We start from the raw sequence: 26764 nt of genomic DNA, 5'->3' as shown, positions 1-26764 counted from the left end.
TGATCGACAGAAATTAAAGGAGTGTGAAGATATGGGGAAAAAGCGAATTTATGAACTCGCCAAAGAAATTAATGTCTCCAGTAAACAAATCATCGCGAAGGCCGAAGAAAAAGGCTTTCCGGTGAAAAACCACATGTCAACGCTCGGCGAGAACGAAGAACGTCAGTTACGGACTGCTTTTTCTAAGAAGCAGCCAGCGGCATCCCAAGCTAAGCCTGCCAAGACTCAAGCCGCACGACCAGCACAACATCGGTCGACGACCGGGGCCGCTAAGCCAGCAGGCAAGACGAGCCAGAATGGCAAGTCTGCGGGACAAAGCCACGGCCAAGCCAACGCCTCTCACCAGGCCAACGGTAACAGCCGTCCGAAGTCACAGACGACCAGCCAACGGTCCGGTCAGAACAAGCCGCAAGGCCAGCAACACAATACTAATAAAAATAACAGCCAGTCTGGAAGTCACCGTCAAGAGCAACACAATTCCGGCACCGGCAGATTTGGTGGAAGTTTGAATAATAATACGAATAATAGTAATGGACGCCGTTCCAGCAACAGCCGCGGCGGCCGTAATAACCGCAACAACCGGAACAATAACCGGCGGCGGAACAACAATAACCGTTACAAGAAGAACCAACGGATTAAAGATGTGAACCAACACAAGGGTGCACCAGAACGTAAGAACAAGGCATTGCCAGATGTTCTGGTTTACTCCGATGGGATGAATGCTCAAGACCTGGCCAAGATCTTACACCGTTCATCTGCTGAAATCGTCAAGAAGTTATTCATGTTGGGCGTTATGGTTAACCAAAACCAATCCCTCGACAAGGATACGATTGAAATTTTGGCCGACGATTATGGTATCGAAGCCCAAGAAAAGGTTCAAGTTGACGTGACCGATATCGACAAGTTCTTCGATGCCGAAATGGCTAACACGGATCACTTGGCCCCACGGGCACCAGTTGTCACGATCATGGGACACGTTGACCATGGTAAGACCACGTTATTGGACCACTTACGTCACTCCCACATCACGGCTGGTGAAGCCGGTGGGATCACGCAAGCCATCGGGGCTTACCAAGTCCACTACAACGATAAGACCATCACATTCTTGGATACCCCAGGACATGCGGCCTTTACCGAAATGCGGGCACGTGGTGCTGAAATCACCGATATCACCGTGCTGGTTGTTGCCGCCGATGATGGTGTCATGCCACAAACCATCGAAGCCATTCACCATGCGAAGGCTGCCGGAACACCAATTATCGTGGCTGTTAACAAGATCGATAAGCCAGGTGCTAACCCGAACCACGTGATGGAACAGTTGACGGAATACGAATTGATTCCTGAAGACTGGGGTGGTGACACCATCTTCGTTGAAATCTCAGCGAAGTTTGGGAAGAACATCGATGAGTTACTCGACATGATCTTGCTCCAAGCTGAAGTGCTGGAATTAAAGGCTAACCCTGAACAAAATGGGGCTGGTTCTGTGATCGAAGCACGTTTGGACCAAGGTAAGGGTTCCGTTGCCACCTTGTTGGTTCAACAAGGGACCTTACACGTTGGGGATCCAATCGTGGTTGGGAACACCTTCGGGCGTGTCCGGACCATGGTTAACGAACGGGGTCGTCGTATCAAGGACGCCGTTCCAGCAACACCAGTGGAAATCACTGGGTTGAGCGATGTGCCTGAAGCCGGGGACCGTTTCGTGGTCTTCGACGATGAAAAGACGGCCAGAGCTGCCGGTGAAGAACGGGCTAAGGAAGCCTTGATTCAAGACCGGAAGAACACCAGCCACGTCACGTTGGACAACCTCTTCGACTCCCTCAAGGAAGGCGAAATGAAGGAAGTTGACGTGATCATCAAGGCCGATGTTCAAGGTTCCGTTGAAGCCTTGGCAGGTAGCTTGAAGAAGATCGAAGTTTCCGGTGTTCGGGTGAATATCATTCACTCTGCCGTTGGGGCCATTAACGAAAGTGATGTGACCTTGGCCGAAGCCTCAGACGCAATCATCATTGGGTTTAACGTTCGTCCTACGCCACAAGCACGTTCACAGGCTGATTCCGACAAGGTTGATATTCGCTTACACAATGTCATTTACAATGCCATTGATGAAATCGAAACGGCCATGAAGGGTCTGCTTGAACCAACGTACAAGGAAGAAGTTATTGGTCAAGTTGAAGTTCGTCAAATCTACCATGCATCCAAGGTCGGCACGATCGTTGGTGGGATGGTTACGGATGGTAAGGTAACGTCCGACAGTGACGTCCGGTTAATCCGTGACGGCGTTGTGATTTACGAAGGTAAGCTGGGCTCCCTCAAGCGGTTCAAGGATGACGCTAAGGAAGTTAAGCAAGGCTTTGAATTAGGATTAACGATTGAGAACTACAATGACGTTAAGGTGGACGATGTTATCGAAGCCTACGTGATGAAGGAAGTTCCTGTTAAATAAAAATCGGAGGCAAACAGTCATGGCACAATATCGAGTTGGCCGGTTGGAACAAGAAATCCAACGGGAAGTTACGGATATTTTACTAAAACGTGTTCGCGACCCACGGGTTGATGGCGTCACCGTTACCGGTGTCGAAGTTACCGGTGATTTACAACAGGCGACGATTTACTACAGTATTTTATCGGACAAGGCTTCTTCCGCTGAAAAGACGGCAGAGGGCTTGAAGAAGGCTACGGGACTGATTCGTTCCGAACTTGGTTCGCGGCTGAGCATCTACAAGACGCCGGAATTAACGTTCGAACAAGACGCATCTGTTCGTTATGGTAGTCGGATCGATGAATTGCTTAATGATCTCCACCACCAAGAAAAGTAACACGGGTTGTAGAGAACAGGAAGGCGTTGGTCCAATTGGGCCAACGCCTTTTTTATCACTCTCTTTTTGCCCCAATGACAGCGTTGAAATGGAGGAAGACACATGGATGGCATTATTCCCCTGTACAAAGAACGAGGACTCACAAGTTTTGACTGTGTGGCAAAGTTACGCCACATCCTGCACACCAAGAAGGTGGGGCACAGCGGGACGCTGGACCCTAGCGTGGATGGGGTCCTTCCCATCTGTATCGGCAGTGCGACTAAAGTCGTTCCCTACCTCATGGGTTCCGGAAAAATTTATCGCGGCACCTTAACTCTAGGTCTGGCCACAACGACCGAAGACTTAGACGGGGATGTGATCGACCGGCAACCGCTGACCGCAGCCTTTACGGCCGATCAATTGATTCAGGCCGCCGCAGCCCTGACGGGAACCATTCAACAGACCCCACCGATGTACTCCGCGGTTAAGGTCCGCGGCCGCAAGCTCTACGAGTATGCCCGCGCGGGGGAGACGGTGGAACGGCCAACGCGGACGATCACGGTTACCCGTTTTGACCTCACCACGCCCGGTGACTTCGATGCCGATCAGGGGACCCAAACGGTTGCATTTGAGATCGCTTGTTCCAAAGGAACCTACGTGCGGACCTTGGCCGTTGACCTGGGTCGCCAGCTAGGTGTCCCAGCCGTCATGGCCTCACTCACGCGGATCAAGAGCGGAGGCTTCACCCTGGACCAAGCCGTTACCTTGGACGAGGTGGCCGCTGCGATGGCCGCTGAGGACTTGTCACCAATCTTACGGCCGATTGACTACGCCTTGACCCAGTACCCCCACGTGGCCCTCTCAGAGCGCCTGTGGGGATTGGTTAAAAACGGCGTCTTCCTCGATCAGGCACAAGTCGGCAGCACCGAACCAATCGTGGCCCTGAGTTATGCGGGGGCAACGAAGTGTCTGTATCAATTTTTACCCGAAGAACAGCAATATAAACCACTCAAAATGTTTACAGTGGACTAAGATTTTTGGAAAGAGGCGTCAAACATGGAAATTATTCGGATTCACCATCCACTGGACCCACGCCAAATTCCGGCAGATCCCGTGGTACTTGCGATGGGATTCTTTGATGGCTTGCATCGCGGACACCAAGCCGTGATTCGACGAGCCAAGGCGTTGGCCCAGGAACGACACGTCAAGCTGGCGGTCCTGACCTATGATCATCATCCAGCGATCGTCTACCGGGCCCTAACCGGAGATGATCAGAAGTACCTCAGTCCCACTGACCGGAAGCTTAATCAGCTGGACCGGATGGGCGTTGACCGCGTCTTTCTGGTTAACTATACCGGAGAATTTTCGGCACAATCACCGCAGGCCTTTGTTGACAACTATCTGGTGGCCTTTCACACGGTCGTGGCCGTAGCTGGTTTTGACCACACCTATGGCAAGAAGGACGTCGCCACGATGGCCCGGCTGCCACAATACGCCCAAGGGCGTTTTGAGGTTGAAACGGTGTCTGAACAAGACAGTGAAGCCGATAAGATTAGCTCGACACGGATTCGCACGGCCATGAAACAAGGCCAAATTGACGAGGTGAATGACCTCCTGGGTTACCTCTACCGGACGACGGGCACGGTGGTCCATGGCGAGGCCCGGGGCCGGACCATTGGTTTTCCAACTGCGAATATCCTGACGCCTAACGACGAATGGTTACCCGGGATCGGGGTCTACACGGCGCGTCTCAAGGTCGGGGCCATCTGGTATCCCGGCATGATGTCCGTGGGGCATAACGACACCTTTGGGGATAACCGCCCCGTGACCGTCGAAATGAATCTGCTTGATTTCCAAGGTAACCTCTATGGGGAACCCGTGGAAGTTGAGTGGCATCATCGCTTACGGGGACAAGTTAAGTTTGCCGGAGCCGATGATCTGGTCACCCAACTGAAAAAAGACGAGGTTGACACCCGGGCCTATTTTGCCCAAGTTACGGCCGAATAAAGTGAAATTAGCACTTGATCCCACTGATTGCTAAAAATCCTACCAGATTTCTTGACTTCAAAACCTGGTTTTGCTACATTATATATGTGTCTTAGCACTTGATTAGTTTGAGTGCTAAAAAAGGGGTGATTGTGATGCTTTCAGAAAGACAAATGATGATTCTGCGAGCCGTTGTCCGCGACTTCACTAACACTGGTGTGCCAGTGGGGTCCAAGACATTAGCCAAGCAGTTACCCATCCACGTAAGCTCAGCGACAATTCGTAATGAGCTGGCGGCGTTGGAGGAGCAGGGACTCATCGAGAAGACCCACTCTTCTTCCGGCCGGATTCCTTCTGGCGAAGGGTACCGGTACTACGTTGACCACTTGGTCAAGCCAGACCCGTTGCGGCCAAACGATATGGACGTGATTCAGTCCTCATTGGGCGGTGATTTCCATAAGATTGACGAAATCATTTCACAATCTGCGACGATCCTGTCAAATCTGACGAGTTACACGGCATTCACACTGAAGCCGGAACTTAAGGATAGCCGCCTGAGTGGCTTCCGTTTAATCCCATTGGGTAAACGGCAAGTCATGGCCATCCTGGTTACCGACAGCGGGGATGTCGAGAATCAGACGTTTGACGTCAACGAGAAGGTTACCGGTGAACAGCTGGAAGCCGTCGTTCGCTTAATCAACGACCAACTGGTGGGGTTAACCTTGCCAGAGGTCCTGAAGAAACTTCAGCAGGATATTCCGCTGAAGATCGCCAATTATCTCCAGAGTCCCGAGGGATTCCTGGATATCTTTGGCGACGTGCTCACCCGAGCCGCGCAAGAGCGCTTCTACGTTGGCGGTCGTTTGAACCTGTTGAACTTCTCACAGGACAGCGACGTCGATTCACTGAAGTCGCTATACGCGATGCTCGACAAGACGGATGATATTGCCGATGTGCTGGGGCAACCCAGCGACAAGATTTCCGTCCGAATTGGGAATGAAATGACCAATGATGCACTACGTAATTTCAGTTTGATTACGGCGACTTACGATGTTGACCAACACGGTAAAGGGATGATTGCCATCCTGGGACCAACGCGGATGCCTTATTCGCGGATGTTGGGAATTGTCGGGGCTTTTCGTGAAGAGCTCGCGAAAAAACTACTGGATTATTACCGGTTTTATGACGAGTAAAGAAAGGGAGGTTTTTTATCGTGGCTGACAAGCAACAACCGTCCACAGATGACCAAACCGCGGCAAAGGCCGCCAATAAAGCAACGGATGCACCTAAGCAAGCAGAGGCCAAGGCTGTTAAGCCTAAGCCAAAACTCGTCGCCAGTGCCGAAGAAGTCGCCAAGCTCAACAAACGAGCCGACGACTTCGAGGACAAGTACCTGCGCGCCGAGGCCGAAGTGCAAAACGTTCAGGCACGTTTCCAAAAGGAACAGGCAACGTTGATTAAGTATGACGGGCAGCAGCTCGCCAAGGATATCTTGCCGGTGATTGATAACTTGGAACGCGCTTTGGCCGTTGAAGCCAGCGATGAGGCCGGTGAACAGCTGAAGAAGGGTGTCCAAATGACCTATGATCATTTGGAAGACGCTTTGAAGCGAAACAACGTCACCGAGATTGCCGCAATTGGCCAGAAGTTTGACCCAACGCAACACCAAGCCGTTCAATCGGTTCCGGTTGAAAAAGGTCAGACGGCCGATACGGTGGTCAACGTGCTTCAAAAGGGCTACCAGTTGAAGGACCGGGTTCTCCGGCCTGCCATGGTTGTCGTGGCACAATAAATTTACAAACAAAAAACTTAAAAAAGAGGGAATTTTTGATGGCAAGTAACAAGATTATCGGGATTGACTTAGGGACGACCAACTCAGCCGTTGCCGTTCTTGAAGGTAGTACCCCTAAGATTATCGCAAATAAGGAAGGCGCTCGGACGACGCCATCCGTTGTCGCATTTAAAGATGGCGAAACTCAAGTTGGTGAAGTTGCCAAGCGCCAAGCCATCACGAACCCCAACACCATTTCATCTATCAAGAGTCACATGGGTGAAGCAGGTTACAAGGTTTCCGTTGATGGGAAGGATTACACCCCACAACAGATTTCTGCGATGATTTTACAACACTTGAAGGCCTTCGCTGAAGACTACATTGGGGACACGGTTGACAAGGCCGTTATCACGGTGCCAGCTTACTTCAACGATGCGCAACGTCAAGCGACTAAGGATGCCGGTAAGATTGCTGGCTTAAACGTTGAACGGATCATTAACGAACCTACGGCTGCTGCCTTGGCTTATGGCCTGGACAAGCAAGACAAGGACGAAAAGATCATGGTTTACGACCTTGGTGGTGGGACCTTTGATGTTTCCGTACTGGACTTAGGTGACGGTGTCTTTGACGTTCTCTCAACGAACGGTGACACCCATTTAGGTGGGGATGACTTCGATAAGAAGATCATGGACTGGTTAGTTGACGACTTCAAGCAAGAAAACGGCGTTGACTTATCCAAGGACAAGATGGCCTTACAACGTTTAAAGGACGCTGCTGAAAAGGCTAAGAAGGACCTCTCTGGGGTTACTGAAGCCCAGATCAGCTTGCCATTTATCTCCGCCGGCGCCAATGGCCCACTGCACTTGCAGAAGTCATTGAGCCGGGCTAAGTTCAACGAATTGACGGCCGACCTGGTTGAAAAGACCCGGATCCCTGTCGAAAATGCGTTGAAGGATGCCGATTTAAAGGCTGGCGACATTGACGTTGTTATCTTAAACGGTGGGTCTACTCGGATTCCAGCCGTTCAAGAAGCCGTTGAAAAGTGGACGGGTAAGGAATCCAACCACTCGATCAACCCTGACGAAGCCGTGGCCTTAGGTGCCGCTGTTCAAGGTGGGGTCATCACCGGTGATGTTAAGGACGTTGTGTTACTTGATGTCACGCCATTGTCCTTAGGTATCGAAACCATGGGTGGGGTCTTCACGAAGTTGATTGACCGTAATACCACGATTCCTACCAGCAAGTCACAAGTCTTCTCAACCGCTGCTGACAACCAACCAGCCGTTGATATCCACGTCTTACAAGGTGAACGGCCAATGGCTGCTGACAACAAGACGTTAGGTAACTTCCAACTTGCCGACATTCCAGCCGCACCACGTGGTGTTCCTCAAATCCAAGTAACGTTCGATATCGATAAGAACGGGATCGTTAACGTTTCTGCTAAGGATATGGGAACCAACAAGGAACAAAAGATTACCATCAAGAGTTCCGGTGGTTTATCCGATGAAGAAATCGATAAGATGATGAAGGAAGCTAAGGAAAACGAAGCTGCCGACAAGAAGCGTAAGGAAGAAGTCGACACCAAGAATGAAGTCGACCAATTACTCTTCCAGACCGACAAGACGTTGAAGGACGTTAAGGGCAAGGTTTCAGATGATGAAATCAAGAAGGCCGAAGACGCTCGCGATGCCTTAAAGAAGGCGCAAGAAGCCAACAACTTGGACGACATGAAGACCAAGAAGGATGACCTGACTAAGATCATCCAGGACCTCTCCGTCAAGTTGTACCAACAAGCCCAACAAGCACAAGGTGACGCTGCTGGCGCCGGCCAAGCTGCGGGTGCTGATGGTGCCAAGACCGATAGTAAAGATGGCGACACTGTCGACGGTGACTTCCACGAAGTTCACGACGACGATGACCAAGACAAGAAGTAAGGTCAGCGGTTAAGTTGTCAATAATCGGGCAAAAAGTCAGAGTCCGCTGGGCTTTGGCTTTTTGTTTCGAGTATGCTATTCTTACTAGTAGCGAAAAATTTCGGAATTGATTGGGAGGAAAACGATGGCGCAAACGGACTTTTATGGCGTATTAGGTGTCTCCAAGGATGCCAGCCAAGATGAAATTAAGAAGGCCTATCGCAAGTTATCAAAGAAGTATCATCCAGACTTAAACAAGGCCCCGGATGCGGCGGATAAGTTTAAGGAAGTTCAGGATGCTTACGACGTTTTAGGCGATAAGGACAAACGAGCTAACTACGATCAGTATGGTTCTGCCGACGGTCCCCAAGGTTTTGGGGGCTTCGGTGGCGGCGACGCTGGTGGTTTCGGCGGCTTTGGTGGTGGCGCCGGTGACTTTAGTGACATCTTTAGCCAAATGTTTGGCGGCGGTGCCCAACGAAATCCCAACGCGCCTCGTCCGGGTCGTGACCTGCAGTACCAGATGGACCTGAAGTTTGAAGAGGCCATCTTTGGGAAGAAGACCAAGATCAAGTACACGCGTGAGGCCCAATGCCACACCTGTGGGGGTAATGGGGCCAAGCCTGGCACGTCACCTGAGACCTGTCACCAATGTGGCGGTTCTGGTTACGTGACGACGGAAACCAACACGCCATTAGGGCGGATGCGTCGCCAACAACCTTGTCCTGTTTGTCACGGTACGGGTCAAGAAATCAAGGAAAAGTGCCCAACCTGTGGTGGCTCTGGTCATGAAGAAGAAAAGCACGAAGTTGAAGTCACCATTCCAGCCGGAGTGGATGACGGGCAACAAATGCGGTTACAAGGTCAAGGTGAAGCCGGTCAAAACGGCGGTCCTTATGGGGATCTCTTCATTATCTTTGAAGTGACACCTAGCAAGGACTTCCGGCGCGATGGCACCGAGATCTTCTTCGATCAACCGATTTCCTTCGTCCAAGCGGCGATGGGGGATGACGTGACGGTGAAGACCGTTCACGGGGATGTGAAGTTAAAGGTTCCTGCTGGTACGCAGGGTGGTACCATCTTCCGCCTACGTGGCAAGGGTGCACCGCGCTTACGTGGTAATGGGAACGGTGACGAACATGTCACGGTGAAAGTCTTAACCCCTAAGAACTTAAATAAGGGGCAACGAGATGCTTTACGTGACTTTGCCAAGGCTAGTGGCGAAACCGTTTCGGGTTCAGGCAAAGGTAACTTATTTAACAAAATGAGAGATAAGTTTAATGAGAATTAGTTATGGGGGCAACTTGCTCAAATAGCTAATCTATCAAGGCTGCTGAAGGTTTTCAGCGGCCTTTTTTGTGCCCCGCTAATTACACCAAAAATTATGAAAGAAAAAGAAAGTGTTAAGCTTGAGTAGTGTTGATTGCAATCCGGTTTTGGCAATGCTAATCTCAAAACATAAGGAACGTGGCTGGGGCCACGGAATTCCTCCCTACACAGCTTGGATTCGTCGGGGAAAAGACAGGTTGTGTAGGTGCGAACGGAAGCTGATTTGGGGGACGAATCAATCAGCAGAACCTGGGGGTGAATTTCATGAGAGCAAAGTGGCTGGCGTTTTGGCATCAGCCAGTAGTCGCCTTTATTGGCTGGACAGCGTTTTACTTTGTTATTTTGATGGTACTAGTTTATTTATATGGATACAGTGGGTTAAATAATTCCACGTTTATCTATAACGAATTCTAATCGTTGGGGGTCAACCGACTAGATTAGACGTAAATTCTATTGGGGGGGATATAGAATGATTGAAAATATGATTGCAACTATTGACCATTTTGGTCAAGTCGATCCCAACCGGATCGCTTATGATTACCTGGGGCAAACCAACACTTATGGCGAGTTGAAGAGTCGTTCAGACGCTCTCGCCGCCCATTTGGACGCCATGCAGTTACCGGCTAAGGCTCCCATCTTAGTTTATGGGGGACAAACCTTTAACATGCTGGCGACTTTTTTAGGCATTGTGAAGAGTGGTCACGCCTACGCACCAATTGACACGCATTCGCCATTGGAACGGGTCACGACCATTAACGAGATTGCGCAACCCGCAGCGGCTATCGCCGTTGAAGCTTTGCCAACCACGCTTGGATCGACGCCGGTGATTACGCCTGATGCCCTGGAAACTATCTTCAGTGGCTCGGTTGTAGATTACCAACTAGATCACGCCGTCACGGGTGATGATAACTATTACATTATCTTTACTTCCGGCACAACCGGAAAGCCAAAGGGGGTTCAGATTTCACACACGAACCTCCTGAGTTACGTGAACTGGATGTTGAGCGCGGACTTAGCGTTACCTGACGCCCCACGGACGTTGTCGCAAGCGCCATACTCATTCGACCTGTCCGTCATGGACTGGGGGCCAACCTTGGCCGCTGGCGGGACGTTGGTGGCCCTGCCTAAGCAGGTCACAGACAACTTCCGTCAACTCTTTGAAACGTTGCCAACGATGGACCTGAACGTCTGGGTCTCAACGCCGTCCTTTATGGACATTTGCTTGTTGGAGCCCACTTTTGATGCCGAACATTATCCACATCTTAGCCGGTTCCTGTTCTGTGGGGAAGAATTAACCCACGGGACCGCGCAAACACTGTTGGACCGGTTCCCAAGTGCGCGGATCTTCAATACCTATGGCCCAACCGAAACGACGGTTGCCGTCACTCAGGTTGAGATTACCGCGGAACTCTTGGCGGACAATCCACGGTTGCCAATCGGGTATGCCAAGCCAGACACCACGATTACCGTGGTTGATGACGGGTTGAACCCGGTTCCCGCCGGCACAGAGGGGGAACTGCTTATCAGTGGCCCCTCGATGTCAAAAGGTTACCTCAACAATCCAGAGAAGACGGCGAAGGCCTTTGTAACCAGCCAAGGCCACGAAGTCTACCGTTCAGGGGACTTAGGCGTTCAGCTGACCAACGGACTTATCATGTATCGTGGTCGGACGGACTTTCAGATTAAGCTTCATGGTTACCGGATTGAACTTGAAGAAGTCAATCACTACCTGACCCAAGAGGATCACATTCAGGTCGGGGTCGCCGTTCCACGGTATGACCGGAACCACAAGGTGAGCCAACTGATTGCTTGGATTGTTCCAAGTAGTTCAGAGTTTGCCAGTGAATTGGCGCTTACCAAGGCCATTAAAGAAAACTTACAAGGTGGCGACATGATGGAATACATGATCCCACAACGATTCGTGTACAAGGAAAGCCTGCCGATGACTCCCAACGGCAAGGTTGATATCAAATCAATTATCGCTGAGGTCAATCAATAATGTTGACCTTTGAACCGTACGGTAACCCAACATATTTCGCCCTGTTGGGAGTGGCACTCTTACCACTGATGATTGGTATTCTGTACGGCAAGCGGTCGCGTCTGTATGAAACGTTAATTTCAATCTTCTTCCTGGTTCTCACCTTCGGCGGTCCGAAGTGGACGCAAGGAGTAGCCTTGATCATTTACATTTTGTACGAGGTGGCGTTGACCTGGGGGTATGCCGTCTACAGAAAGCAACATAATTCGGGACCCGTCTTCTTTATGACGGTGATCCTGTCCATCTTACCGTTAACCATCGTGAAGGTGACCCCGGCCGTAGCCAATGGTCAGTCTTCACTGATTGGTTTCTTGGGTGTTAGTTATCTATCATTCCGTGCCGTCCAAACCATTATGGAAACGCGTGACGGCACGCTGAAGGATTATCAGGTCATGACCTTTCTGCAATTCATGCTCTTCTTCCCAACGATTTCATCCGGGCCAATTGACCGTTACCGGCGTTTCGAAGCCGATTATCGGTCGGTGCCCGACCGGGATAAGTACCTGGGCATGATTCAAAAAGGGGTTCGCTATATCTTTGTCGGGTTCCTGTACAAGTTCATTCTGGCGTACTACTTCGGAACGATCTTGATGCCGAAACTCCAAATTATGGCGATGAACTCGCGTGGTGGCTTCATGGATCTTTCCTGGCCAGTCGTGGGTTACATGTATTGCTATAGTGCCGATTTGTTCTTTGACTTCGCTGGATACAGTTTGTTTGCCGTTGGGACCTCTTATCTCATGGGGATTGAAACGCCAATGAACTTCAACCAGCCTTGGCGGTCACCGAACATTAAGGACTTCTGGAATCGTTGGCACATTACGTTGTCATTCTGGTTCCGAGACTTCATCTATATGCGGTTAGTCTTCTGGTTCATGAAGCACCGGGTATTCAAGAAGCCGACCACCACGGCCAATGTGACCTACATTATTAATATGTTGGTCATGGGTTTCTGGCATGGGGTCACGTGGTATTACATCACTTACGGCCTGTTCCATGGGGTCGCGTTGGTGATTAATGATGCGTGGTTACGTTACAAGAAGAAGCATCGCCAAAGTATCCCACACAACGGGTTTACCCAGGTGTTTGCCATCTTCTTAACGGCAAATATGGTTTGTTTCAGTTTCCTGATCTTCTCTGGGTTACTGGATAAACTGTGGTTTCACTAAACTAAGGGTTTCATAATTCGATCGAGGGGGAAATTATAATGGATATCAAAGCAACGGTTTTACAAATTTTAAGCGACTTAACGGGGAACGATGTTAGTGGGGCCATGGACGATAATTTATTCGACAGTGGTTTATTAGACTCCATGGGTTCCGTTCAATTATTATTACAACTCCAAAGTGACTTGGGCATTAACGTGCCAGTTTCTGAATTTGAGCGGTCAGAGTGGGACACGCCCAACAAGATTATTGCGAAAGCAGAAAGTCTGGCTTAATTTATGGCCAAGCGACTACTACGGATCTTTGGTCCGTTAATTCTCGCGGCTATTCTAGTTTTCGCGGTATTGGTTTCGCCGGTTACCTTTGGCTTTAAGCACATGAGTGCGGCCAAGGAACGGCAGGCTGCGGTTTCACTGTCACCCAACATTTTACGGGGGAAGCACGTTAAGGAAGCAGCGCTCGGCGATGGCTACGTGCCGTTCTTTGGGTCATCAGAATGGTCACGAATCGACCCGATGCATCCTTCCGTGCTCGCCCAGAAGTATCACCGGGATTACCGGCCGTTTCTCTTGGGTGCCCGGGGCACACAGTCGTTGACACAGTTCTTTGTGATGCAAAACATCCAGAGCCAGTTACGAAACAAGAAGGCAGTCTTCTTCATTTCGCCACAATGGTTCGTTAAGGGTGGGACGCGTAAGGATGCCTTTGGGTTCTACTACTCACAACTGCAAACGAGTGAATGGTTGAGCCACTACCGTCACGATGCAATTGATCAGTACGCTGCTAAGCGGTTGCTTCAAATGCCCGCAGCCAAGTCCGATCACTTCATCAATACGGCTTTACAGCAGGTCGCCGCTGGGAAGACCTTAACCGGTTACCAACGCTTCTACCTGCAATCACGGAAGAATATGCTGACCCAGGAAGACCAATTCTTCTCTGGAATCAATTTACCATCGCGAAACTTAGCTCGAGTTAACCAGCAAGCCCAGAAGTTACCCACTCATTATTCTTACTCGGCGCTGGATTCACTCGCAGGCCGCATCGGTAAAGCGCAGACTGGTAATAATAGCTTCCACATCAGCGATCAATTCTACAATCATGGTCTCAAGCAGGAGTTGAAGAAGGGGAAACTGAAGAACTTCCAGAAGAACCTCTCTTACTTGAAGTCACCGGAATACAGTGATTTCCAACTCTGTTTGGATCAGTTTGCTCGGTTGAATACCAACGTGCTCTTCATCATCCCACCAATTAACCAGAAGTGGCAGGAGTACACGGGGTTATCGCCAGCGATGTTGCGGCAGTTTGACCAGAAGATTCGCTACCAGCTTGAGTCCCAAGGTTTCCATAACATTGTCGACTTGAGTGATAAGGGGAACGTCCCGTACTTCATGACGGATACGATTCACCCCGGATGGCGGGGCTGGTTGGCGATTGACCAACGGGTTAACCCGTTCCTCAGTCAAAAACAAGCACAACCTAAGTATGATATTAGTGATAAGTTCTATTCGAAGACTTGGCAACAGTTGGGACCTTCTCAACTGAGCCAGTACGAACAGACGACGAAATAAATGAAGAAGGTTCGGGACAATTTGTTCCGAGCCTTTTTTACGGTTCCCATAGTGGCTGGGTTCCTTTTAGTTTGTACTTGCCGCGGATGGTTGGTATAATTGTTGGGACATGGTGTTATAGGAAAGTAGGAAATCAACATGGATCTTGAGAAATTAAAAAACCATCAAAAATACATTCGCAACTTCTCCATTGTGGCGCACATTGACCACGGGAAGTCGACGCTCGCGGACCGTATTCTGGAATTGACGGATACGATTTCCAAGCGAGACATGCAAGATCAAGTGTTGGATAACATGGATCTCGAACGAGAACGTGGGATTACGATCAAGTTAAATGCCGTAGAATTGACGTATCACGCCAAGGACGGCCATGACTATGAGTTTCACCTGATTGATACCCCAGGACACGTGGACTTCTCCTATGAGGTCTCACGGAGCCTGGCGGCCTGTGAAGGGGCCATTCTGGTCGTGGATGCCGCGCAAGGGGTCGAAGCGCAGACGTTAGCCAATGTTTATCTGGCACTCGATGACGATTTGGAAATCGTCCCGGTTATCAATAAGATTGATTTGCCTTCCGCTGACCCAGAGAAGGTTAAGACCGAAATTGAAGATGTCATTGGGCTGGATGCCTCCGATGCTGTCTTGGCCAGTGCCAAGCAGGGGATCGGGATTCCGGAACTGTTGGAACAGATTGTCGACAAGGTGCCGGCACCAACCGGTGATTTGGATGCGCCATTAAAGGCCTTGGTCTTTGATTCCGTCTACGATGATTATCGTGGGGTTGTGCTGAGTGTCCGGGTCTTCGAAGGAACCGTTCAACCAGGCGATAAGATTCAATTGATGAACTCCGGAAGTGTCTATGAAGTGACCGAAGTTGGGGTGAACTCGCCCAAACCAATCTCACGGGAATACCTGATTGCTGGGGATGTGGGTTACATTACTGCCAGCATCAAGGATATTACGGATACCCGAGTTGGGGATACCGTGACGGATGCCGATAATCCAGCGGAAAAAGCCTTACCAGGTTATCGTGAAATGGCTCCAATGGTTTATGCCGGGCTGTATCCCACGGATAATGCCAAGCTGACCGACCTGCGTGAAGCGTTGGAAAAGTTGAAGTTAAACGATGCTGCCTTGGAATTTGAACCTGAATCCTCACAAGCATTGGGCTTTGGTTTCCGTTGTGGGTTCTTGGGGATGTTGCATATGGATGTCGTGCAGGAACGTTTGGAACGTGAATTCAATCTTGAACTGATTACAACGGCACCATCCGTAACCTACCACGCTTATCTGACGGATGGGTCAATGAAGGAAGTCGAGAACCCCGCAGAAATGCCTGAGGCGTCCTCGATCAAACGGATTGAAGAACCAATCGTCAAGGCCACGATCATGGCACCTAACGAATATGTCGGGGCGATCATGGAGCTGTGCCAACATCGTCGGGGTCAGTTCTTAACAATGGAATACCTGGATGAATACCGGGTTAATATTCTGTATAATATGCCATTGTCGGAAATCATCTTTGATTTCTTCGATAAGTTGAAGTCCAGCACGCGGGGCTATGCCTCCCTGGATTACGAAACGAATGGCTATGCAGAAGCCGACCTGGTCAAGATTGATATTCTCCTGAATGGGGATAAGGTCGATGCGTTGAGCTTCATTGCGCACCGTTCCTTCGCCCCACAACGAGGCCGTGAGATTGCCTCACGGTTGAAGAAGATCATCCCTCGCCAAAACTTCGAAATTCCCGTGCAAGCTGCGATTGGGGCCAAGATTATTGCTAGAACCACAATCAAGGCTTACCGGAAGGACGTTACCGCCCACCTCTACGGGGGTGACCGGACTCGTCGGATGAAGCTGCTCGAAAAGCAAAAGGTCGGAAAGAAACGAATGAAGGCTGTTGGGAAGGTTGATATCCCGCAGGAAGCGTTCATGGCTGTTTTGAAGACTGATGAGGATGAAACTAAGTAAGAAACGTTGATATAACAGAATTAGTGCCACACATTCAGTAGCTGTATTTTACTGAATATGTGGCGCTTTCTTTCTCTTAATGTATGGAATGAAAAAATTAAAAAGACTGCATTATTTACGGGGATATTTTAGATGGTTACTCTTATTTTATAGTTAAAGGTATTTAATACTTGAAAGCGAACACATGTTCTGGTAAGATGTAACTACAAGGCACTGCTAATTTACCATCATCCGTTTTAATTTGTTATTTGTGATATTATTGAGGTAATAAATTAGTTATCAGGGGTGACACCTATGTCTCAAAATAGTTCGATTAATTTGGAGAAAATTACTAAGGAAAGTATTCAAATTCTACAAGAAGATAATTATTTTTCTAAAGTGTCATTGTTTTTATTTACTGATCAAGCAGATTCCTCTATTCAAGTTTATACACCTGACTTGCCTAAAGAATCGGTTCAAAAAAAGTTATTAGAAATATTTGTTAATCAATTCCGAAACAAACGGTATCGCAATAAAGAAGTTGAACATTTTGATATCACTACTCAGAGTAAGAAAAAGTTTTATAGTTTAAAGACATCAGAATTTAACACGATTAAGCCTTTACCCAGTAAATTAACAGATGAGGCATACACTGATTTTAATGATTTGAAAATTGATGATTTTATCGGGTATTGTGCTGAATTAAGTTTGCCCAGCGGGAAGCTTCACTTTTTTAGCAACTTTGGTGTTGTTAATAAGGTTAAGAGAAACGGTTTTTTAGCTAATTTACATGATGGTAAACTTACTGGATTAACAAAGCCGGTTTTTGGATTCAACACCAAAATCTCCTTTCTTCAAATGAACGATGATATATTGATTTTAGGTACAACAAATTTGTTTGAAAGGATTTTTGAACTAGATAAGTTTTACAAGCAAGAGGCTGTAAAGTTTATTGATAGGCCACAGACTGCCGTATTTATTTCTAATCCTGAAGACATGTCGGCAGACGTTGAGGATGACACTGTTTCTGCGCGCAGATTAACTAAGCTAGCTCGCGATAGTAGAAGAATCAAGTATTTTGAGGAAAATTACAAAAGAGTAAAAAAAGTCATTGAGTCTAAAGACCCGGAGTTTAAAAAGTTCAGTGTGGTCGAGTTTGATACAAACGGAAAGCTACTTTTTTCAAAAAAAACAAAAAGAGAATTAATTACATTAATTGCAGATGCCCCATATGAATCGATTATTGGGCATAGAAGTGGAATAGACCCTAGCATGTAGGGGGGACAGGATAATTGAAAGACTACTTCTCAAAAATTATGATGTTTAATGCTTCTTTTGCGCCGCTTTACCTTATGTTGTTAATTAATCAATTTAACTATTGTCTTTCTAATATGACTAAATGGTCAGTTGTTGTTTTTTTATTCTTGATGATTTTTTTGATGATTCTAGCTACGGTTACCAATCTTCGGATGATTTTTTTTAGAGGTACTCGAGAGGTAGAATTAAATGATAATTATAAACTGATAGGCGACAATATTGTGAGCTATATAGTTACTTATCTAATTCCATTCATGACTCTCGATTTACGAAATTTACCTAGTGTTATTTCTAATTTGTTACTTTTTTCTTTAATTGCATCGCTTTACGTTCGGTATGACCTAGAATATTTAAATCCAATTCTTGGTTTGGCTGGTTACAGGGTTTTTGTTAGCACTGGGGATGGAAGAGCAACAATAATTACGAGAATATCTGCCGACAAGTTGAAACAAATGAAAGATAATAACATTGTTGTCAAAAAGAAGGTTATTGTGTCAGACGTTTTCTTAATTAAACCTGTTGATTAGGGTTCCAAGTATTTGACATTAAAAGGGTGTAATCTCGGAAGCGTAATTGACGGAGTCAATAGATAGCAATGTTATGTAATAGGGGCTTGAACCTTATAGTTTTTAGGGTTCAAGCCTCTGCTTTCATTAAGATTTGATCCTTAAATCAGTCAACGACATTTTTTCTGTTACGAGTTTAATACTTAGATCCTTCGAAGCAATACTGCTATCAGTATGTTTATGGGCAATGCTAGATCTGAATTAATAACTAAGATTCGCCGCAAAAGATGCCCCAATCGTTATATTCATACGTTTTACAAATGTGAAAAAATGAAATTTTGGGGGGCGTTTCAAGTAAATTTCAAAATAATCCAACTGTTATAAAGCATTTCTAGCCACTATTCAGGATAAAATGACTTGTCTTTTTTAAGGGGCCAGAATCGAAACATAGTAATGAAATTAGAATGCTTAGATATTTTTGGTGTAAAGAGACTTGAAAGTGGTTTGTATGTGGATGAAAAATGTAACACATAAAGACACAGGTGATTTTGCTTGAAACCAATTACTCTAATTGGTTACAGCCCCAGCAACTGCTTCTTCTTAGTATCAAACTCTTCCTGAGTAATAATCCCATCATCCAAGAGTCCTTTAAACTTACGAATCTCATCAACGGGATCTTGCGTAGGACTTGCCACAGCGGCCTGTGGTTGATGGGACAAGGCGACATAGCTATTAATTAAGTCGGCCGCTTGAAGAAAGTGCTGGCGTAAGGCGTCCCCAGTTAGGGTGATGGTGTTGGGTGATTCCTGTGGGGAGTCGGAACCAGTGGACCAGTAATTTTTAGCGGTGTTTTGAACCCCACCGGCCGCAATTTCAAAGTAGCCGCTTAACATATGGTAGTCGACCTGAGCGTTGGTAATATTGCTGTAGGGCATTCTGAAGACGCCACTTCCTAAGGTATGACCAGTCATAAAGCCAGTCTTGATAATGGCAACTTGATCGTTGGTGGCAATGAGAAATTCCTTGTTGGTCCCCCTCAGGGCAATCACGACAGAAGACCAATCAATGCCAGATTTAACCGCAATCTTATAAGCTGCCATGACGGTTGCTTCTTGGTAAAGCTTGAGATTGGCAATAAGGTCGTCCTGTGTTGGCTCGGTAGAGGCCGCTTGTTGAGCTTCCTGATGATTGATATCAATTTTTTGGTGATTATCGATTAAAGTTTTAATTTCTTGCACGGTGTAAGTGCCAGCAACGTCGGTTAGATGATCGATGTCTTCGGTCAGACCAACCTTCTTGCAACAATCGCCGCAAAGCCGGCCGTCCACCAAATAGTTCATGGTCCAGAATTTTAATTTCTTGCTACAAATGCTACAATTTCCGAATAGTGCCATCTTAAATACGCATCCTTGCTCCTAGGTTTAGTGATAATAACCACAATTATACAACGATAACTTTTAAAATAACAAGAAGCCCCGACCGATAACTGAGGTCAGGGAAGAAAAAAACACCACTCATTTAATCGAGTGGTGTTTTGCCAAAATTAGAGAGTGTAGTTCCGGCTACTAATATAATGCCAAGAACCCTTCTTGTACTTGTAAGTCGTGATGTAATCTCCATGTTCCCAATCCCATTGGTGATGCTTGGGATTGAAGGCTTTCAAATCATTGTCAAAGATGACCTTTTTATATTGGGTAGGTTTGAAGTCGGAAAGGATCGAACTATCTTGATCCTTGGAGTAAAAAGTATTGACCTTATCCATCGTGAATTCAGTTGCGATGCGGTAGCCATGGAATGGCAGGTACTTGGTCATCTTGAACCAGCTCGTGTTGTTACCACCCTTGCGAACGGCGTAGGTATACTTCTTACCAGAATTGAAGCGACCGGACTGAACAACCCAACGTGTCACACCCGTCCAGTGGCTCATCTTGTAGCGAGTTCCAGATTTAATGGTGTAAGTCTTGAGCTTCTTCGCCGTCGAATTTTGAATCTTATCGACCTTGACCGTCTTGGTCAGATCAACCCATTGTGCTGCCTTCCAATGACTGGCAGCGTGTGCGGTGGTCGTTGATCCAACCACACCGAATGCGGCCAATGCCATGGCAGTCATGATAAACGTTTGTTTTTTCATGTGTTTCCTCCCGGAATATGTACAGCTTTTAACGTCATCAGTTTTGGACGTCTTGGTTCTCCACGGATCAGTATACCTTTTTTTCAAAACGCCTCTTTTACTGGTTAAAAGACGATAATGATTGCGTATCCGACAGCCAAAGTGGTTGAGAAAATCCCGTAATTACCAGAGACAATCAGGCAAATCGGGCAAACAGCTAGTTGTCGGCCTTCGTGATAAATTATCTCGATAATTAGTCAGCATATTCATTATACAACGATTAGTTTTAATCGAGCAAAAAGAATACTGATCCAGTCAAGGGGAGTTAGTTTATAAATCGCTTTATCATTGGCAGTGGCCGTACAACCGATCTCCTGAGAGACGTGGTAAGCTAGCTCCAATTACTGAGACACTTGATGATTACAGGGGGTAATGGGGATGGAATTTGCTTTTAAGAATGGCATTCGGGGGTTCAGTCAGCGGTTGCACGAGGTCATTGATCAACTTGATGACACGGATTTGGGACTCCTACAGGTCCTGCTAGATATCGCAGTCAACCCGGACCAAGAGATTACGTTCAAAGCGATTGGGGAACAGCTGGCGGTAACGCCCAAGGAACTCGATCATATTCTGACGCGACTCGAACATTTTGGACTCATCACCTGGCAGGCCGATCCGGTCCAGGTGGCTAAATAAAGAAACGTCGACCTTGGTGATGAGGTCGGCGTTTTCTTTCGATCAAAAAAGCGTAGAACAAAGTGTCTTGTTCTACGCTGGGTTTATTCGCGTTCGGCGTCTTCAGCGAGCTCCAACCAGATAGTGAGTGGGGACGGAATATAATCCGGCCAGATCTCCATCTTCTTGGCACAGCGCTGTAAGACATGGCTGACTTTATCCTTGGCAAGGTCCTTGAAGACGGTCAAGGCAAGATCGTTGTCTTCAAGATCCGCTATAAGGGTGGGCACCGTGTGTTTCCACTCGTCTACCAAGTCTTGATAAATCACGATGCGGCGGGCTTGTTGGACCGTGTAATCCACGCCCTTGGCATGCAGTTGCTTAACGAAACGGTCATATTCTTCGAAAACGGCCTTCTGTGCGCGTTCCCAATCGACCTTCGTAAACGTTCTATCTTCTACTTTCATTCTTTCGACCTCTTTATTCCCACGTAAATTTGTGAAAACTTATCGGATAATTATGTGAACCTTAAGAAATCGTGTCTTTACATAGTATAGCATTTTTCTGAAAAATAAGTAGTGACGCTTTCGTGAATGCGGCTAAACGGCGTGATGACGGCCTTCAACGGTAATCGCGCGCAAAACAAAAGGAGCCTAAGATTCAGGCTCCTTTGCACGGCTAACAGCCGTTGATACGGCAACGCTTGTAGTGGTGTTTCTTGGCCCACTTGAGCGTGACGCGCTTGACCTTACGTGCCCGGCGCAAACCGCGGCATCCTTTTGAATAATGGTACTTTTTACCCTGGTAGGGGGCAATCCATACGCGTGAAGAACGTGCTTGAGCGATGGTGACTGGGGCGGCGAGGGGTTCGGCGACACTCCCAAGAGTGAAGGCAACCGCCACGACCGACAGTGTCCGTCGTAAGACTTTCATATGTATCCTCCCTGGAACTAAAAATTGACAGCTTTTTACGTCGTCAGCCATTGGACACACGGCTTAGCTAGCGCGACTATACCCGGTGCCATAATCAATGTGATAGCCGGGTTCAATGTTAAAGATATAGACGTTGAAGCGCACGGCATTACTGCCAATGGACTGAGCGCGCATTTGAACGCCGCGGGCGACGAGCTCGTTGCCCTTGAAGATTGGCGTCACGGTGTAGCGGACGTAATTTTTACGACTGGCCTTGAGGTAGGTTGCGACGTCCATTTCGTTATGCAGCATGCTGGGATTGTTCAGTGTTCGGGTCCCAGTCATGAGATTCTTCATATTGTTATTTTGTCCGGTAAATTGGTAACCGATCAGATGGCTCCGATTGTAGAGCCAGCCATGAGCCGTGCGCTTGTTGTGCCAACCAGTCGGGTCCACCGTTAAGGCTTCACGCTTATTCTTAGGCATCAGGGATTGGTTCAAGAGGGCAGCCGCACCGGTTACCCGATTCAAGCCGTCTAAGTTGTGGTAGGTTTGCCAAGCCCCCTTAGCCGTTGACAGTTGTTGACGACTGAAGTGGGGGTTATTCCCATCAATCGTGATCTCCTGTTGGCCATTGTAGGACAGAGTGGAGAGGTTTGTTTTAGCGGACTTCTTAGCTTTCTTGTGGTGGGCTTCCTTTTTCAAGGCGGCCTGTTGCTGATTCAAGCGGGTCTGTTCGCGGTCGAGGCGCTTCTTTTCCGCGGCATTTGCCTTTTCAAGCTTAATGGCTTTCTTTTCTGGACCGTGGTCGCGGACGATCTTGGTTGAGCTAGCCGTAGAATGGCTGGCCTGCTGGGAGCCACAACCCCCAAGTAAGAGGGTGAGACCCGTGAGTATGTATAGCGTGATTCGAAATTTCTTTGACATTAGCGACGCGCCTTTCTATAGCCAGCGGCCTGGGCCTGAGCTTCGGTCTGGAAGTACACCGCGTTTTGACTATTCATGCGGTAACCAGCCTGGTCCGCGGTGTGGTAAATTTTGGAATTCCGATTGCCAATGATTTTGCCGCGTTGACTGGTGTTCAGATTACCCCGGTGGGTTTTATGGGAACTGGCACTAGTCGCTGCTGCTTGACTGGTCGCCGTTTCGGCCTTACGGGCGCTGGCGGCTTCACTTGCAGCTTGTTTCTGGCTAGCCTTCTTGGCTTTGGCTACTGATGAAGCGGAAGCAGCCAGCGAGCTGCTCTGGTCATCCAGGGCCGCACTCGCCTTGGACTGTTGACTCGCTGAATCGGCTAGACGGCTGGACTCGGCCTGCGCCTTGGCTAGGCGGGCGGTACCGACCTTAATGGTTTTGGTCTTGGGTGCAGCTGAGTCGCCCGTGCTCCCTAGACCGCCGAATCCCAACAGAATGACCAGCACCCCGAGGATGCCAATGATCCAGTGACGTTTCGTGGTCTTGAAGAAGGCCCACCAGACGCCATAACCGCCCAGTAGGATACAAATTAATAGGAATATAATGACACTGACCTCCTTTGATCTCGTGATTTTCGGCTTTGGTGCGGCAGTTAAGCCCCACAGATAATTAAGCCGCCTCACTAATTTTAAGAGAAGCGGTGGGGATACGCAACCTAAAGTCTGACTTTTTCGTTAAATTGAGGACAATGAGAAAATAATAGGACAGTTATGGCGTAGTAAGGGCCTGAGACAAAAGTCTCAGGCCCTTACTTGCGCTCCGAATATCTATAGTCGAAACGTGTGACAAAAGGCAGTCAACTCCGCTTAACCCCGATAGACAAACAATCCAAGACCGGGATCATTTATCTATCGACGTTAATACTCATTGACTAACCGCCTTTTGTCACACTCTCACGGTCGTGCTAATCTTTTTCCTTGAGCAGGTCGACGATTTCCTTGAGGTAGCGTTCCTCTGGCGTGGTGGTATCCACCTCTGGCTCAGGCTTCTTGGCCACGAGCTTATTAATCAATTTGATTAAGAGGAAGACGACGAAGGCAATAATTAGGAAGTTAATAATCGAGTTAATGAAAGCCCCATACTTGAAGTGGGCCTTGCCGACACTGAAGACCAGGTCGGAGAAATCAATGCTACCAATGAAGATGCCCAGCAAGGGGTTGATGAGGTTATCCACCAGGGAATTCACGATGGCGGTAAAGGCAGCCCCGACAATGACCCCAACGGCTAGGTCCATGACGTTTCCTCGAGCGATAAATTCCTTAAATTCTTTAAGCAAAATGACTCCTCCTTCACAAAATTAGTTCTTATTTATATTTTTAACGATCTTATTATAAATTGCAACCAATACGCGGCGGTTAGCCCGCTGGGAGACAAGACTTTTGATAGAAGCCCATCCGAAACTATGGTAAAATGTAAGTGGTTTCAGAGTGAGATCACGTTTTTTGAAATCGGCCAGCATAAATTACCGTTTTCTACGCCGTTTCGCTTGCAATCGTTAGTAAAATCAACTATTATCAATTATTGATACATTTTAATCCGACTCGAGTTTTGGGCGATTGAAATGAGGAACGAGTAAATAGTCATTAGGAGGTGATTACCATGCTGAGTCGAACCAAGCAATTCTTACGGCAACATAACTATCGTTACGAAAAGTCGTATATTCGGCCGTTGATGGCACCCGAAAGTGTGTATGTCTTCAAATTTGGTCGAGATTCGCTCAATAACCGGGTAATCATTCGTTATGGGCATACGTGGACCGGACGGCAGCGAATTAACGAAATTGATTTGCGGCTGCACAAACAGAAGCATCCGCGTGTATTCCAAAATGAGGCGGATATGTTAGATTACTTAGAAACACGTCTAGCCCAGCGGGATCACAAGGACGCTGAAAATCCGACCGATGCCGAAAAGATCTAAAGCGATATTTTTAAATGTTTTAGTGGTGAGCTAGAGACAATCTTTTGTCCTGGCTCTTTTTTTAAATTAATTTTTCAAGGAGGACGTCATTTATGGAATGGACAGCAGTTAGCGTGCTGACGACCAATGAAGCGGTCGAAGCCGTCAGTAACATCTTACAGGAAGCCGGGGCCAGCGGGGTTAAGATTGACGACGCGGCCGACTTCAAGAATTTAAAAGCCGGTAAATTCGGTGAGATCGTGGATCTCGCAACGATTCCACACCGCGATCACGGGGCGGAGATTACCGCTTACTATCCGGAAACCATTTTTATTCCAGAAATTTTACCCACCATTAAGCAACGGGTAGCCGACCTGGCTAAATTTGGCCTGGATCCACTTCCCGGGACCGTCACGACGGCGGCTGTCGATGATGTGAGCTGGGCAACGGCTTGGCAGAAATACTACCATCCGGTTCGTGTGACCCGCTACTTGACGGTGACGCCAAGTTGGGAAGACTATCAACCACAACAGGCTGAAGAAAAAGTGATCCGGTTGGATCCTGGGATGGCCTTTGGAACGGGGACTCATCCCACTACCCGACTGTCCTTGACGGCCTTAGAAATGGTGGTTCGCGGTGGCGAAACCATGTATGACGTGGGAACGGGTTCCGGTGTGCTGAGCATCGCCGCTAAACTCATGGGGGTTAAGGCCATCACCGCCTTTGATCTCGACGAGGTCGCCGTGCGTTCGGCTAAGACTAATCTTGACTTGAATCCGGTGGCCAGTGACGTGGTGGCTAAGCCTAACGACCTTTTGAAGGGCATTCACCAACCCGTAAACCTGGTCGTGGCCAACATTTTGGCTGAGATCATCTTACCTCTGGTCCCTCAAGCGTGGGAAAACTTAACGTCCGGCGGTTACTTCCTGACATCGGGCATCATTGCCGACAAGCTGGAGACCGTGGTGGCTGCCCAGAAGAAACAAGGCTTTATCATTGATAACATTCTACAAATGAAGGATTGGCGTGGCGTGATCGCTCACAAGCCAACGGAGGATGAGTAGGCATGCAACGTTATTTCTTAGATGACCCGCATCAGACCGGTGATCAACTGGTCTTGCCGGAAACGATTGCCCGTCACTGGCTCCGCGTTATGCGGGCCCAGGTGGGTGATCAGGCGGAATTTGTTGATAGCACGGCCCACCTCTTTGTGGGGGCGCTCACGGTCATGGAACCCGAAGCCACGGTGACGCTGACGGCGGTACCGACGCCCGAGGTCGAGTTGCCGGTGGCAGTGACCATCGCCTGTGGGTTACCCAAGCAGGAGAAGGCCGAATGGATTACCCAAAAGGCCACGGAATTAGGCGTGACTAACATTGTCTTCTATGCTGCCGATTGGTCGGTGGCCAAGTGGCAGGGCAATAAAGTTGGCAAGAAGGTTGCCCGACTGAATAAGATTGCGGCGGCCGCGGCCGAACAATCCCATCGTTTACACCGGCCGGAGGTTAGCTATGCGGCGAGCCTGGCTGATGTGCTTAAACAGCCGGTAGACGTCCGTCTGATGGCTTATGAAGAATCAGCCAAGCAGGGGGAACAGAGTGCCTTAAATCAACAGCTAACGGCCTTGACGCCTGGACAAACACTCCTGACGATCTTTGGCCCGGAAGGTGGGATTAGTCCTGTCGAAGTTGAACAGGCGACGGCGGCCCAAACGACACTTGTGGGCCTGGGACCCAGAATTTTACGGACCGAAACGGCGCCGTTATATCTCTTGGCGGCAACGTCAATGGTCTTGGAGTTACAAACCCCAAGATAACTTAATGAAATCTAGCTGAAAACATGCTAAAATGGTTG

Annotated in this window: 27 protein-coding genes; 20 read left to right on the top strand and 7 right to left on the bottom strand. The window is 48.2% G+C overall.

Going from position 1 to position 26764, the window contains the following annotated elements:
- The first annotated feature begins 31 nt into the window (after nucleotides 1-31).
- From infB to OCU14_RS00380, 16 genes are all read left to right on the top strand, one after another.
- Nucleotides 32-2446, top strand: coding sequence for a translation initiation factor IF-2 (gene infB / locus OCU14_RS00455; protein ID WP_261809291.1), 2415 nt, complete (start codon nucleotides 32-34; stop codon nucleotides 2444-2446).
- A gap of 19 nt (nucleotides 2447-2465) precedes the next feature.
- Nucleotides 2466-2819 carry a 30S ribosome-binding factor RbfA gene (rbfA, locus tag OCU14_RS00450; RefSeq protein WP_057877586.1) on the top strand — a complete coding sequence of 118 codons (354 nt, stop codon included), beginning with the start codon at nucleotides 2466-2468 and terminating at the stop codon, nucleotides 2817-2819.
- 102 nt (nucleotides 2820-2921) lie between these two features.
- A complete protein-coding gene (truB, locus tag OCU14_RS00445) occupies nucleotides 2922-3830 on the top strand; it encodes a tRNA pseudouridine(55) synthase TruB (RefSeq protein ID WP_261809290.1) in 909 nt (302 codons plus the stop codon).
- A 24-nt stretch (nucleotides 3831-3854) separates the two neighbouring features.
- Entirely contained in the window at nucleotides 3855-4805 is a 951-nt protein-coding gene (gene ribF / locus OCU14_RS00440; RefSeq protein ID WP_261809289.1) for a riboflavin biosynthesis protein RibF, read from the top strand.
- Between the two features lie 134 nt (nucleotides 4806-4939).
- Complete coding sequence (hrcA, locus tag OCU14_RS00435) at nucleotides 4940-5977, top strand: heat-inducible transcriptional repressor HrcA (RefSeq protein WP_057877589.1); 1038 nt, start codon at nucleotides 4940-4942, stop codon at nucleotides 5975-5977.
- A 20-nt stretch (nucleotides 5978-5997) separates the two neighbouring features.
- On the top strand, nucleotides 5998-6576 hold the full coding sequence (gene grpE, locus OCU14_RS00430) for a nucleotide exchange factor GrpE (protein WP_261809288.1): 579 nt from the start codon (nucleotides 5998-6000) through the stop codon (nucleotides 6574-6576).
- 38 nt (nucleotides 6577-6614) lie between these two features.
- Entirely contained in the window at nucleotides 6615-8489 is a 1875-nt protein-coding gene (gene dnaK / locus OCU14_RS00425) for a molecular chaperone DnaK (RefSeq protein ID WP_261809287.1), read from the top strand.
- Between the two features lie 124 nt (nucleotides 8490-8613).
- Nucleotides 8614-9759: a molecular chaperone DnaJ gene (dnaJ, locus tag OCU14_RS00420; protein WP_261809286.1), complete on the top strand. Its 1146-nt coding sequence runs from the start codon at nucleotides 8614-8616 to the stop codon at nucleotides 9757-9759.
- A gap of 302 nt (nucleotides 9760-10061) precedes the next feature.
- Complete coding sequence (locus tag OCU14_RS00415; protein ID WP_057877593.1) at nucleotides 10062-10211, top strand: teichoic acid D-Ala incorporation-associated protein DltX; 150 nt, start codon at nucleotides 10062-10064, stop codon at nucleotides 10209-10211.
- A gap of 55 nt (nucleotides 10212-10266) precedes the next feature.
- Entirely contained in the window at nucleotides 10267-11796 is a 1530-nt protein-coding gene (gene dltA / locus OCU14_RS00410) for a D-alanine--poly(phosphoribitol) ligase subunit DltA (protein WP_261809285.1), read from the top strand.
- A complete protein-coding gene (gene dltB, locus OCU14_RS00405) occupies nucleotides 11796-13004 on the top strand; it encodes a D-alanyl-lipoteichoic acid biosynthesis protein DltB (RefSeq protein ID WP_261809284.1) in 1209 nt (402 codons plus the stop codon). The genes dltA and dltB overlap by 1 nt, the downstream gene beginning before the upstream one ends.
- Nucleotides 13005-13042: 38 nt before the next feature.
- The gene (gene dltC, locus OCU14_RS00400; RefSeq protein WP_057879157.1) at nucleotides 13043-13276 is read left to right on the top strand and encodes a D-alanine--poly(phosphoribitol) ligase subunit DltC; all 234 of its coding nucleotides are present in this window, start codon (nucleotides 13043-13045) and stop codon (nucleotides 13274-13276) included.
- 3 nt (nucleotides 13277-13279) lie between these two features.
- On the top strand, nucleotides 13280-14569 hold the full coding sequence (gene dltD / locus OCU14_RS00395) for a D-alanyl-lipoteichoic acid biosynthesis protein DltD (RefSeq protein ID WP_261809283.1): 1290 nt from the start codon (nucleotides 13280-13282) through the stop codon (nucleotides 14567-14569).
- A 138-nt stretch (nucleotides 14570-14707) separates the two neighbouring features.
- Nucleotides 14708-16540, top strand: coding sequence for a translation elongation factor 4 (gene lepA, locus OCU14_RS00390; protein ID WP_261809282.1), 1833 nt, complete (start codon nucleotides 14708-14710; stop codon nucleotides 16538-16540).
- A gap of 294 nt (nucleotides 16541-16834) precedes the next feature.
- Complete coding sequence (locus OCU14_RS00385; RefSeq protein ID WP_261809281.1) at nucleotides 16835-17797, top strand: Kiwa anti-phage protein KwaB-like domain-containing protein; 963 nt, start codon at nucleotides 16835-16837, stop codon at nucleotides 17795-17797.
- A 14-nt stretch (nucleotides 17798-17811) separates the two neighbouring features.
- A complete protein-coding gene (locus OCU14_RS00380) occupies nucleotides 17812-18363 on the top strand; it encodes a KwaA family protein (protein WP_261809280.1) in 552 nt (183 codons plus the stop codon).
- Between the two features lie 554 nt (nucleotides 18364-18917).
- On the opposite strand, the gene OCU14_RS00375 is transcribed toward OCU14_RS00380, so the two are convergent.
- Nucleotides 18918-19736, bottom strand: coding sequence for an SHOCT domain-containing protein (locus tag OCU14_RS00375; protein ID WP_261809279.1), 819 nt, complete (start codon nucleotides 19734-19736; stop codon nucleotides 18918-18920).
- A gap of 149 nt (nucleotides 19737-19885) precedes the next feature.
- Nucleotides 19886-20473, bottom strand: a complete 588-nt coding sequence (locus OCU14_RS00370; RefSeq protein WP_261809278.1) for a hypothetical protein — start codon at nucleotides 20471-20473, stop codon at nucleotides 19886-19888.
- A gap of 417 nt (nucleotides 20474-20890) precedes the next feature.
- On the opposite strand from OCU14_RS00370, the gene OCU14_RS00365 reads away from it, so the two are divergent.
- Entirely contained in the window at nucleotides 20891-21148 is a 258-nt protein-coding gene (locus OCU14_RS00365; protein WP_261809277.1) for a MarR family winged helix-turn-helix transcriptional regulator, read from the top strand.
- A gap of 83 nt (nucleotides 21149-21231) precedes the next feature.
- On the opposite strand, the gene OCU14_RS00360 is transcribed toward OCU14_RS00365, so the two are convergent.
- The 5 genes from OCU14_RS00360 to mscL all read right to left on the bottom strand — a co-directional run bounded on the left by OCU14_RS00360 (nucleotide 21232) and on the right by mscL (nucleotide 24290).
- On the bottom strand, nucleotides 21232-21594 hold the full coding sequence (locus OCU14_RS00360) for a hypothetical protein (RefSeq protein ID WP_261809276.1): 363 nt from the start codon (nucleotides 21592-21594) through the stop codon (nucleotides 21232-21234).
- Nucleotides 21595-21805: 211 nt separating this feature from the next.
- Complete coding sequence (locus OCU14_RS00355) at nucleotides 21806-22060, bottom strand: hypothetical protein (protein WP_261809275.1); 255 nt, start codon at nucleotides 22058-22060, stop codon at nucleotides 21806-21808.
- A 63-nt stretch (nucleotides 22061-22123) separates the two neighbouring features.
- Entirely contained in the window at nucleotides 22124-22966 is an 843-nt protein-coding gene (locus tag OCU14_RS00350) for a DNA/RNA non-specific endonuclease (protein ID WP_261809274.1), read from the bottom strand.
- Nucleotides 22966-23637, bottom strand: coding sequence for a sunset domain-containing protein (locus OCU14_RS00345; RefSeq protein ID WP_261809273.1), 672 nt, complete (start codon nucleotides 23635-23637; stop codon nucleotides 22966-22968). Before OCU14_RS00345 ends, OCU14_RS00350 begins: the two co-directional genes overlap by 1 nt.
- A gap of 281 nt (nucleotides 23638-23918) precedes the next feature.
- Nucleotides 23919-24290: a large-conductance mechanosensitive channel protein MscL gene (gene mscL / locus OCU14_RS00340; protein ID WP_057878809.1), complete on the bottom strand. Its 372-nt coding sequence runs from the start codon at nucleotides 24288-24290 to the stop codon at nucleotides 23919-23921.
- Nucleotides 24291-24613: 323 nt separating this feature from the next.
- Between mscL and OCU14_RS00335 the strand changes: the two genes are divergently transcribed.
- The 3 genes from OCU14_RS00335 (at nucleotide 24614) to OCU14_RS00325 (ending at nucleotide 26726) form a co-directional block, all read left to right on the top strand.
- Nucleotides 24614-24931 carry a hypothetical protein gene (locus OCU14_RS00335; RefSeq protein ID WP_057879152.1) on the top strand — a complete coding sequence of 106 codons (318 nt, stop codon included), beginning with the start codon at nucleotides 24614-24616 and terminating at the stop codon, nucleotides 24929-24931.
- 92 nt (nucleotides 24932-25023) lie between these two features.
- Nucleotides 25024-25974, top strand: coding sequence for a 50S ribosomal protein L11 methyltransferase (prmA, locus tag OCU14_RS00330; RefSeq protein WP_261809272.1), 951 nt, complete (start codon nucleotides 25024-25026; stop codon nucleotides 25972-25974).
- A 2-nt stretch (nucleotides 25975-25976) separates the two neighbouring features.
- Nucleotides 25977-26726 (top strand): 16S rRNA (uracil(1498)-N(3))-methyltransferase, encoded by a 750-nt coding sequence (locus OCU14_RS00325; protein WP_261809271.1) that lies wholly within the window; start codon nucleotides 25977-25979, stop codon nucleotides 26724-26726.
- The last annotated feature ends 38 nt before the right edge of the window (nucleotides 26727-26764 follow it).

This window comes from Levilactobacillus humaensis (genome assembly GCF_024345185.1).
Lineage (GTDB): Bacteria > Bacillota > Bacilli > Lactobacillales > Lactobacillaceae > Levilactobacillus > Levilactobacillus humaensis.
Note: the sequence above shows the minus strand (reverse complement) of the source record. Positions and strands in the feature narration are given on the sequence as shown.